Origin of the sequence: Lysobacter sp. HDW10, assembly GCF_011300685.1 — a bacterium.
In the GTDB taxonomy this organism is placed as follows: domain Bacteria; phylum Pseudomonadota; class Gammaproteobacteria; order Xanthomonadales; family Xanthomonadaceae; genus Solilutibacter.
This window is the reverse complement of record NZ_CP049864.1, coordinates 1,765,026-1,777,743: the sequence shown is the minus strand read 5'-3', so window position 1 is coordinate 1,777,743 and position 12,718 is coordinate 1,765,026. Positions and strand designations below refer to the sequence as shown.

The following is a 12,718-nucleotide window of genomic DNA, read 5'->3' as shown; positions in this document are numbered from 1 at the left end:
GCTGGCGAAAAGGGGTGCGTGGGTGTGTGCTAATTAGGCTTCGGGTTCCGAATCTGCTTCTTCCAGCGAGACATCGAGGCGTTCAATCGCCTGCAACTTCTCGCCTTCTTGCATCCGCATCAAGGTGACACCTTGGGTGTTGCGGCCCACTTGTGCAATGTCAGACGCAGGCGTCCGCACCAAGGTGCCGCCATCGGAAATCAACAACACATCGTGATGATCGCTGAGCTGAATCGCGCCGACCAATGAACCATTGCGGTCGGTTGTCTTAAGCGCGATGACACCTTGCGTACCCCGGCCTTTGCGTGGGAACGCACTTTCTTCTGTGCGTTTGCCAAATCCGTTTTCACTGGCCGTCAGGATGTCACCATCGCCATCTATGACGATCAAGCTGCACACGTGCTCACCGGCTGCCAACTTCATGCCGCGCACACCCGTTGCGGTACGGCCCATGGGGCGCACGGAATCGCCCGCAAATCGAATCGCCTTACCGTTCGATGCAAACAACATGATGTCGCGTGTGCCATCTGACAGCTCTGCATTCACCAATGCATCGCCTTCTGCCAGATTGATCGCAATCTTGCCGCGTGCCAATTTGTACGCGAACTCCGTCAGCGCGGTCTTTTTCACCGTGCCATTGCGCGTGGCGAAGAAGACGTACTTGCCCTCTTCGTACGCACGCACAGGCAGGACCGCTTGAACGCGTTCGTTCTCTTCAAGCGAAATCCAATTGATGATTGGACGACCACGTGCCTGGGGACCTGCGTCCGGCAATTGATACACCGGCAACCAGAACACACGTCCATTGCTGGTAAAGGTCAGCAAGGTGTCATGCGTATTCACAAGCCACAGTTGATCGATGAAATCTTCGTCTTTGGTCGCTGCCGCATTACGTCCCTTACCGCCGCGGCGTTGCGCACGATAGGTCGTTGCCGGTTGGCGCTTTGCGTAACCCGCATGCGACAAGGTCACCACCACGTCTTCCGGGGCAATGAGATCGAGAATGTCGAGATCTTCTTCGCTTGCACGGATTTCACTGCGGCGTTCATCACCGTATTCCGCGCGCACTTTCTCGAGTTCCTCCCGAATGACTTTCATCAGAATGTCGGGGTTCTCGAGGATTTCGATCAAGCCACGAATGACTTCAAGCAACTCACGGTATTCATCGGTCAGCTTTTCCTGCTCGAGCCCGGTGAGGCGATGCAGACGCATATCGAGAATTTGCTGCGCTTGAATTTCGGTCAATTGGTAACCGGTATCCAACAAGCCGACGCCTGACGGTAAATCTTCGGGACGCGATGCATCCGCGCCCGCTGACTGCAACAAGGCACCCACCATGCCTGCCTGCCACAACTTTGCAAGCATGCGTTGCTTTGCTTCGTCCGGATTGGCCGAGGTCTTGATCAGCTCGATCATTTCGTCGATGTTTGCGAGCGCAACCGTCAAACCTTCGAGGATGTGGGCGCGCGCGCGTGCTTTGCGCAGTTCAAAAATGGTGCGGCGCGTGACCACTTCACGACGATGGCGCAAGAAGGCTTCAAGAATCTCTTTCAGCGCCAAGGTCTTGGGTCGACCATCGACCAACGCAACCATGTTGATGCTGAACACCGATTCCATTTGCGTTTGCGCATACAAATTGTTGAGCACGACGTCCGCAGACTCACCGCGCTTCACTTCAATGTAGATGCGCATGCCGTCTTTATCGGATTCGTCGCGCAGCTCACTGATGCCTTCGAGCTTCTTCTCTTTGACGAGCTCAGCGATCTTCTCGATCAGGCGCGCCTTATTGACCTGATACGGAATCTCCGTCACTGCAATGGCTTCGCGGCCGTTCTCGGCCACTTCAATCGTTGCGCGTGAACGCATGCGCACACGACCGCGGCCGGTCTTGTATGCCAAGTGGATGCCACCCACGCCATTGATGATGCCGGCGGTCGGGAAATCCGGGCCTGGAATGTATTCCATCAAACCTTCGACATCCAATTCCGGATTGTCGATGAGGGCCAACAAGCCGTTGATCACTTCGGTCAGGTTATGCGGCGGGATATTGGTCGCCATACCCACCGCGATGCCTGCGGAACCGTTGACGAGCAGGTTCGGGAAGCGCGTCGGCATCACCGTCGGCTCTTGTTCCTTCTCGTCGTAGTTGGGTTGGAAATCGACGGTTTCTTTGTCGATGTCAGCCATCAGCTCATGGGTGAGCTTGGCCATTCGTGCTTCGGTGTAACGCATGGCCGCGGCGGAGTCACCATCGACAGAACCGAAGTTACCTTGGCCATCCACCAACATGTAGCGCAACGAGAACGGTTGCGCCATTCGCACCAAGGTGTCGTAAACCGATACATCGCCGTGCGGGTGGTATTTACCGATGACGTCACCGACGATACGTGCCGATTTGTAGTACGGGCGATTGCTATGCGCGCCGAGCTCGTCCATCGCGAACAAGACGCGTCTGTGTACAGGTTTCAAGCCATCGCGTACGTCTGGTAATGCACGTCCCACGATCACGCTCATGGCGTAATCGAGGTAGCTGCGGCGCATTTCGTCTTCTAGATTGACCGGGATAATCTCCCGTGCCGGGTCCATCGGTTGTTGTGACATCAAGTCTTCCGAATTCAGGCGGGATCGGGGTTAGATTTCTCCCCGTAACAGCCTGAAATTTTAACATGAACCGAGCCTTCACGCCAACCGATTTCACCTCAAAAATCAATTACTTAAACGTTGCGCGCATCTTTTTTTCGTCGGGTTCAAGGATCACGCCGCGCTCGGTGACGATGGCATCAATGAGGGCATGTGGCGTGACATCGAAAACCGGATTCCAGGCGACGACCCCTTCAGCCACCGTGCGCTGCCCCACAGCGTGCAACAACTCCCTTGGGTCACGTTCTTCAATCTCAATGAGATCACCGCTCGCGGTCTGCATATCGACCGTGGAAGACGGTGCGACCACCATCACCTTGACCCCATGATGGCGCGCCGAGATCGCCAGCTGATAGGTCCCAATCTTGTTCGCGGTATCGCCATTCGCGCAGATTCGGTCCGCGCCGACCACGACCCACTGCACTTGACCCGTCTTCATGAGATGCGCAGCGGCGGCGTCTGCAATCAAGGTGGCGTGAATGCCATCTTCTTGCAGCTCCCAGACCGTCAAGCGGGCACCCTGGTTCCAGGGTCGCGTTTCGCCGGCAAAGACCTGTTGAATGCGTCCTTCTGCGACACCTGCACGAATGACGCCCAACGCCGTTCCGAATCCCGCGGTCGCCAATGAACCGGTATTGCAATGCGTCAGCACCCCACTCCCCACATCCATCAATGCTGCGCCTGCGACACCCATGGCGCGATTTGCCGCGAGGTCTTCGGTCGCAATCGCATGTGCTTCTGCTTCTAGCGCTGTACGCCAGTTGGCACCTGCTTGCGGCAACACGGCACGCATGCGATTGAGTGCCCATGCCAAATTCACGGCTGTCGGCCGTGAACGGTTGAGCCTGTCAAAGGCGGGTTGCAGATGTTCAAGTGCTTCCGCACCCGTTGCGGCGTCGATGGCGCGTGCGGCCAACACCACACCCCAGGCTGCAGAAATCCCGATGGCGGGTGCACCCCGTACAACTAAATCTCGAATCGCATCGGCGACCGCTTCGTAGCTTCGCAAGTCACGATAAAACGTTTCAAACGGCAGGACGCGCTGGTCCAACAACTCAAGCGATTCGCCCGTCCAACGAATTGGACGGACGCGATCATAGCGGTCAAAGTCAACGGTATTCATGCCGTCATCTTAAATGACCGATCGAAACATCGACGCGATTATCGACCGCGGACCTCGAACTCTGCGCGGCAGCCGCCCGCGACCCAGACGCCACGACGATCGATGCCCCAAGTGCGACCTTCGATACAAGCGGCTTTGGAAATTTGACGGCGGAAGGTCGCGCGACTGCGTGAATTGGAATCGCAGTAATTGCGTCGGCCATCGATCGATTCACACAGGAACGAACGCGTGGCATTGTTGCCCCAACCGTTCCCATTGCCCCAGCCATTGCCATTGCCACCCCAATGGCCATTGCCTGCACGCACTCTGAAACGTGCACGGCAGCCCTTCTGAACCCAGACGGTGCCGTTTCGCTGACCCCAAGTGCGGCCTTCGTCGCACGTGTTCTTGGATATTTGTCGAACGATCACGGCATAGCCACGGCCAGGCACCGCGCATTCCCGATAGTCATTGCGCACAGATGCGCATTCGAACTCTTGTCCGTAGTAGTTGCCGCGGTCATAGTTCCCGCGACCGTTGTCACCGTAGCGTTGCGCATATGCCGAAGACGCGAGTGCGCACAGGCCCAGTGCAAGCAGACATTGATGTTGAATTCGCATTGTTCAAGCCTCCTGAAAAGTTCAATCCTACCAAACCGCGAAAACGGCGCGGCAACCCGATTTCACAACGATGGCGTCTTTTTCAACGCGCCAAGATTTTCCTTCTTCACACACTTTCTTTGACACTTGTTCTTTGATTTGCACTTGGGTCTGTGGCGCGATGTCGCAGCGATGCGTGCGGTTGTCTTCTGATTCGCATTTCACTAAACGTGCATCCGCAGGAATCTGCGGCTTGGCTTCAATGTCGCGCGGTTCAACGTCGATCTGGAACTCGGCGCGACAGCCGCGTCGCACCCAAATCTCACTTTCATCAAATCCCCAAGTACTTCCAAACGTGCAGGGCGAAGACGAGATGCGTTGCACCAGCCGCACGCCTTTGCCTGTCTTGAGTCGACACCGCGTGCGCATCCCGTTCTCGGAATCGCAGCGCGTGATGCGTGCAGGCTCACCCGTCTCTGGCGGCACAATCGGGTCGCCGACACTGAACTCAGCACGACAACCGGACGCGACCCACACGCCCTCGGAACGAACGCCCCACGACTGATTTCGAATGCAGGGCGACTCATCTGACACTTGTCGTACCAGGTTCACACCGTTCGACGTATCGGCGGCGCACAGCTTCCAGCGGCGCCCAACCGATTCACACAAGATCACTTGATTGCCATAGACGTGCTTCGCGGATCCGGTATTGAAATCCGCACGGCACCCGCCGCTCACTTCAATCCCCTCGCCCGTGGTTCGCCAATTCTTATTCTCGATGCAAGACGTCTTGGAGAGCTGCCGCAAGACTTGGACGCCACCGGAAGTCTCTGCTTTGCAAAACTGTGCGGCCATGTCGCGCGATTCGCAGCGAACCACTTTGCCGGCTTCGGGTTTGCGGAACAGATTGCGGATGTCGCCCGAATAGGCAGGCGACGGCCAAGCCGCTGCAACCAGCAAGCAGCCGAGCGAAGACAAAGCGGTGGCAAGTCCACAATTCATGGCTTCAATCTATCGCACAATCATGAATGCGATGACAACCCACGCGATTCAAGCACGCTGGAAGTTAAACGCGATCACGGATTCGATCGCTTGAACCTTGGACATTGCCATCATCCAACGGTCGACGCCCAAGGCCACCCCACTCGATGCAGGCATACCGGATGCGAGCGCAGCCACGAGATTTTGATCCGAAGGCGGCCCGACGCTACCCCGCGCGCCACGCACCGCTTGATCCGCTTGCTGACGACGCGCTTGTTCGTCAGCGTCGATTAACTCGTCATAGCCGTTGGCGAGCTCGAGCGCGCCGACATACAGCTCAAATCGCTGCGCCACAGCATCTCCATCCGCATCTTCAGACACCTTCGCCAAAGCGCATTGCGAGGGCGGATAGTCGCGCACCACAGTGAGCTGCGTTGATGGAAACGCGCTTTGTATGCGATGGGTAAAAAGCAGGTCCAACCAATCGTCGCGTGTCAGGCCTGCCGGATCAATTCGGATGGTCGATGCCGCTTGGATGATGTCTTCGTCTGTTGCGCGCATGGGATCTATACCGATGACGGATTCAAACAGATCGCGATAGCGTACATCCACGCGCGATAGCGGTTGATGCGTCATCGCCATGCCGGCCATGACCAACTGCGCAGTTTCATCGATCAGAGCTTGCAATGACCAACCGACGCGATACCACTCGAGCATCGTAAATTCAGGGTTATGTCGACCGCCGGCTTCGCCATTGCGAAAGACACGGCCCAGTTCATAGCAATCGCCGATCCCTGCAGCGAGGAGTCGCTTCATCGCGAACTCCGGAGAGGTGCGCATCCAACGTTGCGATGGACCCGCGCTTACATGCCCTGTGAAGTGCGTCGAAAAGGATTCGATGTGCACATCGGTGGTGCCCGCCGACGACAAGATCGGCGTTTCAACTTCCAAAGCACCTGTTTCTTGGAAGTGCGCCCGAATAAGGCGGTAGAGCGCAGCGCGCAAACGCAACGCCTCCACGTCTGCACCAGGTCGCCACTCACCCGTCGCGTTCATGCGCCGCCAAGAAAGTCATGAGCTGTGTCTCGTCCCAGATCTCGACGCCCAATTCTTGGGCTTTCGTCAGTTTGCTGCCCGCACTTTCGCCCGCGATGACGATCGATGTCTTCTTGGACACACTGCCACTGACCTTCGCACCCAATTGCTCCAACTTTGCGCCAGCTTCATCTCGCGACATCGCCGACAACCCCCCGGTCAGAACAACGGTTTTACCCAGCAAAGGGCCTTCAACCGCGCGCTGTGGTGCCCCTTCCGGGAATGAAACGCCATGTGCCAAGAGCGCACCGAGCACTTCCTGATTGTGGGGTTCATCAAAGAAATGGCGAATGTGCTGCGCCATGATCGCGCCGATGTCATTCACGGCCATCAGTGATTCAAGCGATGCGTTCTGCAAGGCTTCAAGGCTGCCAAAGTGACGTGCGAGTGTTTTCGCGGTGCTTTCGCCGATGTCTGGAATGCCAAGACCGAAAAGCAGGCGTTCCAATTGCGTATTTTTGCTGGCATCGATGGATGCAATCAGATTTTCTGCCCATCGCGTGGCTTGGCTTTCTTTCGCATCTTCACGCGTGTCCAGTCGACGCTTCATGTCTAGCAAATCCTCTACCGTCAAACGATAGAGATCTGCAGGCGAGCGCACGAGATCTGTTTCCACCAAGGCTTCTGCGATCTTTTCTCCAAGCCCCTCGATATCCATTGCACGTCGACCTGCAAAGTGAAACAAGGCCTGGACGCGCTGCGCCGGACAAAACAATCCGCCGGTGCATCGCGCAACTACTTCGCCTTCCTCACGCTCAACGGCTGAGCCGCACACAGGGCATTTCGTCGGCATCTCAAATGGCGGGTGGATGGGCATGCCCGCAGCGTCCACGGGGCGTGCTTCTTCTACAACGCGAACGACTTCCGGAATCACGTCGCCCGCTCTTCGAATAATGACGGCATCGCCCGCGCGCACATCCAGGCGCGCAATTTGGTCTGCGTTGTGCAGCGTGGCGCGCGTCACCGTGACGCCGCCGACGTGCACCGGTTGCATCAATGCCCAAGGCGTCACAGCGCCGGTGCGCCCAACATTGACCTCGATGGACTCGACGCGCGTGGTCACTTCTTGCGCCGGGAATTTATGCGCAATTGCCCATCGCGGTGCACGCGACACAAAGCCCATCTCGCGTTGTTGATCGAAGCGATCCAACTTGTAGACCACGCCATCGATATCGAAAGGCAAGGCATCGCGTCGTTCGCCCATCGACTTGAACGCATCCAGCACGCCTTGCAGACCCTCACCCGTGGTGGCCTCTGCACTGATCGGAAAGCCCAGCGAACGCAACCATTGCAGGACTTCAGAATGCCTCGTCGGCAACGCTTCAGCGCCTTCAACTTCACCCAATGCATATGCGAAGAACGCGAGGGGCCGGCTTGCAGTCACTGCAGGATCCAATTGACGCAAAGAGCCAGCCGCACCATTGCGCGGGTTGGCCAGCACTTTTTGCCCCGATGCCAATGCACGTGCGTTGTAGGCGTCGAACTCTGCTTTGGGCATGACCACCTCGCCACGAACTTCAAGCACCGCGGGCACCGCCTCACCGCGCAGCCTGAGCGGCAGCGATTTGATCGTACGCAGGTTTGCGGTGACATCCTCTCCAGTGAGACCGTCGCCGCGGGTCGCGCCGCGTACAAATCGACCGTGCTCGTAACGCAAGCTGATCGCCAAACCATCGAACTTCGGTTCGATTGAGAACACGGGCGCTTCGACACCGAGTTCTTTACGAATGCGATTGACGAAATCTTCGACTTCTTCGTCGCTGAAGGCATTCCCCAAAGACAACATCGGAATGCTGTGGGTCACACTTTCGAACTTTCCAGAAGGCTTTGCGCCAACGCGTTGCGTCGGCGACTCCGGACTCACGAGCTCAGGGTGTGCTGCTTCCAAGCTTTGCAGTTCGCGAAACAGCGCATCCCATTCGGCGTCAGTGATCGATGGATCATCCAACACGTAGTAGCGGTGATTTGCCTCTTCCAACTGCGCACGGAGCGCCTCGACGCGGCCGGCGATGTCTTTCATAAAACGACCTGACTCACCACTTGTTCGGACGCAACAGCGGTGCTTCACGCTGGCGATCGTAGGTGCGCAACTCTTCGCGGATGTGTTGAATACGCTGGCGACCCAATGCATTGCGGTCTTCATCCAACACAACACCATCCAGAAGCTCTGCAATTCGGGTGGCGGTCGGCAACATCATTTCCCAACCCTCCAACGCAGTGACAGGCGCTGGCAAAGTTAAGAAGAACGCCAGTGCCGGCGTCTCAAGTGCATGAATATCGGCCATGTCGAAGTTGCCGGGTTTAACGATATTCGCAACGCTAAACACGGGACCGCGTTCCGGTTGGCGCTCAACCAAACGGTGGAAAACGCTCATATGACCGAACGTCAAACCGGTTTTCTCGGCAGCCACAACAATGTCCGGGCCATGAAACGTTTGGCCCGCCTTGGCCGCGACATAGATCGCCACGATCTTGTCGAAGCTTTCATCCGCGCGTTTACCCAACTCGCTCTCAGCCCCCGACAAAGAGAGCTCGGACTGACGTTCCGCGTCGAAGGTGACATCTTGCTTTTCCTCGAATGCTTCCTCGCCCATGCCAGGTTCGTTGCGGTCTGCGGCGCGGTCGAACAATCGCTTGCCTTGCCTGGCGCGCTTCGGACGTCCCTGCCAGACAATGGCGACGGCGAGCACGATGCCCGCGATGATGATGCAAATTCTGATCAACCAATCTACCGACATGCTGTGTCCCCTTAGGCGCCCACAAGACGCGTTGCTTCGGCAAGATCCACCGACACAAGCCTACTGACACCCGGCTCGCGCATGGTGACACCCGCCAACTGACGCGCTGCTTCCATGGTGGCCTTATTGTGCGTCACAAACAGGAACTGTACCTGCTCACTCATCTCATTGACCATGGCCGTGAATCGACCCACGTTGGCCTCGTCCAACGGTGCATCGACTTCGTCGAGCAGACAGAACGGTGCTGGATTGAGCCTGAAGATTGCAAAGACCAATGCCACCGCAGTCATGGCTTTCTCACCGCCAGACAGCAATGAAATGTTCGAGACGCGCTTGCCGGGTGGACGCGCCATGATGGCGACGCCGGTATCCAACAAGTCCTCACCGGTGAGTTCGAGATAGGCATGGCCACCGCCAAACAACCGTGGATAGAGCTCCTGTACACCGGCATTGACACGATCAAACGTGTCTTTGAATCGGCCGCGCGTTTCGCGATCGATCTTACGGATCGCTTCTTCCAAGGTATCGAGCGCGGTGGTCAAGTCAGTATCTTGCGCGTCCAAATATTCTTTTCTTTGCGCCGCTTCTGCATGTTCGGAAATCGCCGCAAGGTTGACGGGTTCCAAACGACGCATACGGCCTTCGAGTTCCGCGACCTGCTTGCCCCAAACATCGGCATCTGCCGCGTCATCCAGTTGATTGACAACGTCTTCCAGATTGAAGCCCGCTTCGACAACAAATGTTTTCAGTTGTTCACTGGCCAACAAGAGTGCTTGTTGTTCAAGTTTGCGTTCACTGATGCTTTCGCGCTGCTGCGTCGATTGAACTTCACGTTGTTGACGCGTTTGTTCGAACTCACGTAATTCATGCTCAATTCCATTCATGGCTGAGCGCGCTTCGGCCAAGGCCTGCTCCACTTGCACACGTGCTTGCAATACCGCTTGGCGATCGGCTTCAAGCGTGACACTGGGATCGACATCAACATTGAGTTGTTGCGAGAGTTCATCCAAGCGTTGGTCCAATTGCCCACGCTGTTGGCCCATGCGTTCCAAGGCTTGGCTCAACGCACTCAGTCGCGTCCGCTGTGTTTCCACTGACAGGGCCAAGGCATGTGCGGTTTCACGCGCTGCGCGCGCGCCATCGCGTGCGGCGTCTCGCTTCGCACTCAAGGCGCGACGCGCTTCTTCCAATTGCTTACGCGTGGCCTCAAGTTCGGCCATTCGCTCAACAGCGGTCTCCAGCGCCGCGCGCGAAGCTTTGCTTTGCTGCTCGCTTTCGCCTCGACTTTGTACGAGTTGGGCGAGCTCCTGATCAATCGCCGCGATGCGATTGCCGGTGTTTTCTACGCGGCTCTTCTGGCCCTGCATGGCGCCGGCCAGTTCGGACACGCTCCGATGTGCGATATAGAGCGCACGCTGGCTTTCTTCACGTGCCTGATCTGCTTCAAATGCGCGCTGCTTGGCTTCTGCAATCTGTTGCTCCAACGCTTCTTCGCGCGCAACGTCTTCTTCCAAGCTCGTGCGCAGTGCCTGAATTTCGCTCTCACGCAGTAGCGCACCTTGTTCCGCACCTGAGCGGCGCTCGATGCGAACCCAACCCTTGCCCGCACGTTCACCGGCACGCGTTATGCAAACAGCACCCTTGGGCAGCGTGGGCAACAGATTTTTTGCGTCCTGCAACGATTCGACCGCATGAATGCTCGCCAAGAGTTCCAAGACCGCACCCGGCCCGCGTACTTTGTTTGCCAAAGACGTCGAGGCAAATTCGGCGCGCCCTTCGGCGGCGTCAACCAATGCGACATGGCCTTCGGTCAGCGCGCTCAGTGCATCGATCAGATGTTCCGGGCGATCAATCAATACGGCTTCAAGCATGCGGCCAAGCGCAATTTCAACTGCGTTCTCCCAGCCCGCGTCGACGTTCAGTCGTTCGCCCACACGTGCAGCGGAAGCCAGCTGATTCGCTTGCAACCACGCCAGCGCCGCACCTTGTTCTTGTCCAAGCGCAGATTGCTGCAGCGCTTCTAGCGACGCAAGACGGCCACGTGATTGCTGAATGCGCTTGCGTAGCTCAGACAAGGTGTTCTGATGTTCGCGTTGTTGCTCTTGCAGCTTCGCCACCGTCTCTTTGCGAGCTTCCATCTCAGACTGCAGGTCTTCGAGCGACGCTTTCTCAGCGTCGTGTCGCGCTTGGTGCTCTGCGAGCACAGCTGCGAGTGCGTCGAGATCCAAACTGCCACGCTCTTCATTCAAGCGTTCACGACGACGCTCGCTTTCCAGCACCTGCCGGTCGAGATAATCCACGCGCGTGCGTTCAACATCACCGGCGCGCGCCGCTTCGGCCTGCGCGGCTTGGTGCACATCCCATTGTTGTTGAAGATCGCTCAGTTGCGATTCGACTTCACGCAATTCGGCTTGCTTCAGCTCGTCAGTCGCACGCAGGGCTTCCAAAGCCGGTTCATTCGCCGCCAATTCTTCGCGAAGGCTTTCGAGCGCTGACGCGTCATTGGTGATATGCGCGATGAGCTCGCCCAAAGCCCCCTGTGCTTCCGTATGCGCGGAATGCAAGCGCTGCTGCATTTCAGCCTGGTGCTGAATTTGTTGTTCCAACCGGGCGAGCTGTCCGCCGACGCGATAGACCTCAGCTTGCGCCGCGGCGTGCAAGTCAACAGCTTCCTGGTGTCGAATGCGCCCGGTTTCAATCTGACGCTCTGCCTCGCGTTGTTCGGCGATGAGTTGCTCCAGTCGAGTTTCGTCCGCGAGCAGCGCGCTGCGTTGCGTTGAGAGCTGCAAATCCAATGTCTTGAACTGCAGAGCTTTCCATTCCGCTTCTTTGTTCTTCTTTTCTGTTTGGATCGCGGTGTATTGCTCTGCTTGCTTAGCTTGGCGCGCAAGATGATTGAGTTGCTTACCCACTTCCTCACGCAAGTCCCCGAGTCGATCCAGATTCTCGCGGGTATGACGGATGCGGTTTTCAGTTTCGCGGCGGCGTTCTTTATATTTGGAAATGCCTGCAGCTTCTTCTAGGTAAACCCGCAGTTCCTCCGGTTTGGCTTCGATGATTTGGGAGATCATCCCTTGTTCAATAATCGAATAGCTGCGCGGGCCCAAGCCGGTGCCCAAGAACAAGTCCGTAATGTCGCGACGACGACAGCGTGTGCCGTTCAAGAAGTAACTGCTTTGGCCGTCTCTGCCTACCGTGCGTTTGACCGAGATTTCGTTGAAGCTCGCGTACTCACCCGTGATGGCGTGATCGGAATTGTCGAAGATCAATTCGACCGTGGCTTGAGAGACAGGCTTTCGTGCCGTCGAACCGGAGAAGATCACATCGGTTGCATTATCGCCACGCAGACGGCTGGCGGATGATTCGCCCATCACCCAGCGCACGGCGTCGATGATGTTGGATTTACCGCACCCGTTGGGTCCGACCACGCCGGTCATGTTTCCCGGCAGATGCAGGGTCGTCGGATCGACGAAGGATTTGAAACCAGCCAACTTAATAGTAGAAAGACGCATTCAACACTCAGTCAACGCTCCGCATGCGAAACGTTAGAAGTTAGATGAGCC

Annotated in this window: 8 protein-coding genes; all 8 read right to left on the bottom strand. The window is 57.1% G+C overall.

Annotated features, from left to right (window positions below):
• Positions 1 to 33: 33 nt before the first annotated feature.
• The 8 genes from gyrA to smc all read right to left on the bottom strand — a co-directional run bounded on the left by gyrA (position 34) and on the right by smc (position 12,667).
• A complete protein-coding gene (gene gyrA, locus G7069_RS08605; protein WP_166297670.1) occupies positions 34 to 2,586 on the bottom strand; it encodes a DNA gyrase subunit A in 2,553 nt (850 codons plus the stop codon).
• A gap of 124 nt (positions 2,587 to 2,710) precedes the next feature.
• Positions 2,711 to 3,763, bottom strand: coding sequence for an S-methyl-5-thioribose-1-phosphate isomerase (mtnA, locus tag G7069_RS08600; protein ID WP_166296540.1), 1,053 nt, complete (start codon positions 3,761 to 3,763; stop codon positions 2,711 to 2,713).
• A gap of 38 nt (positions 3,764 to 3,801) precedes the next feature.
• A complete protein-coding gene (locus G7069_RS08595; RefSeq protein WP_166296537.1) occupies positions 3,802 to 4,362 on the bottom strand; it encodes a DUF3011 domain-containing protein in 561 nt (186 codons plus the stop codon).
• Positions 4,363 to 4,389: 27 nt separating this feature from the next.
• Positions 4,390 to 5,343, bottom strand: a complete 954-nt coding sequence (locus G7069_RS08590; RefSeq protein ID WP_166296534.1) for a DUF3011 domain-containing protein — start codon at positions 5,341 to 5,343, stop codon at positions 4,390 to 4,392.
• A gap of 48 nt (positions 5,344 to 5,391) precedes the next feature.
• Complete coding sequence (gene epmA, locus G7069_RS08585; RefSeq protein ID WP_166296531.1) at positions 5,392 to 6,378, bottom strand: EF-P lysine aminoacylase EpmA; 987 nt, start codon at positions 6,376 to 6,378, stop codon at positions 5,392 to 5,394.
• Positions 6,362 to 8,437 carry an NAD-dependent DNA ligase LigA gene (gene ligA, locus G7069_RS08580; protein ID WP_166296528.1) on the bottom strand — a complete coding sequence of 692 codons (2,076 nt, stop codon included), beginning with the start codon at positions 8,435 to 8,437 and terminating at the stop codon, positions 6,362 to 6,364. The genes epmA and ligA overlap by 17 nt, the downstream gene beginning before the upstream one ends.
• 13 nt (positions 8,438 to 8,450) lie before the next feature.
• Positions 8,451 to 9,155 carry a cell division protein ZipA gene (zipA, locus tag G7069_RS08575; protein ID WP_166296525.1) on the bottom strand — a complete coding sequence of 235 codons (705 nt, stop codon included), beginning with the start codon at positions 9,153 to 9,155 and terminating at the stop codon, positions 8,451 to 8,453.
• An 11-nt stretch (positions 9,156 to 9,166) separates the two neighbouring features.
• Positions 9,167 to 12,667 (bottom strand): chromosome segregation protein SMC, encoded by a 3,501-nt coding sequence (gene smc, locus G7069_RS08570; protein ID WP_166296522.1) that lies wholly within the window; start codon positions 12,665 to 12,667, stop codon positions 9,167 to 9,169.
• Positions 12,668 to 12,718: the final 51 nt, after the last annotated feature.

Excerpts from the sequence above, each read along its gene's own strand:
- gyrA (WP_166297670.1), bottom strand. The coding sequence starts at position 2,586 with ATGGACCCGGCACGGGAGATTATCCCGGTCAATCTAGAAGACGAAATG.
- mtnA (WP_166296540.1), bottom strand. The coding sequence starts at position 3,763 with ATGAATACCGTTGACTTTGACCGCTATGATCGCGTCCGTCCAATTCGT.
- G7069_RS08595 (WP_166296537.1), bottom strand. The coding sequence starts at position 4,362 with ATGCGAATTCAACATCAATGTCTGCTTGCACTGGGCCTGTGCGCACTC.
- G7069_RS08590 (WP_166296534.1), bottom strand. The coding sequence starts at position 5,343 with ATGAATTGTGGACTTGCCACCGCTTTGTCTTCGCTCGGCTGCTTGCTG.
- epmA (WP_166296531.1), bottom strand. The coding sequence starts at position 6,378 with ATGAACGCGACGGGTGAGTGGCGACCTGGTGCAGACGTGGAGGCGTTG.
- ligA (WP_166296528.1), bottom strand. The coding sequence starts at position 8,437 with ATGAAAGACATCGCCGGCCGCGTCGAGGCGCTCCGTGCGCAGTTGGAA.
- zipA (WP_166296525.1), bottom strand. The coding sequence starts at position 9,155 with ATGTCGGTAGATTGGTTGATCAGAATTTGCATCATCATCGCGGGCATC.
- smc (WP_166296522.1), bottom strand. The coding sequence starts at position 12,667 with ATGCGTCTTTCTACTATTAAGTTGGCTGGTTTCAAATCCTTCGTCGAT.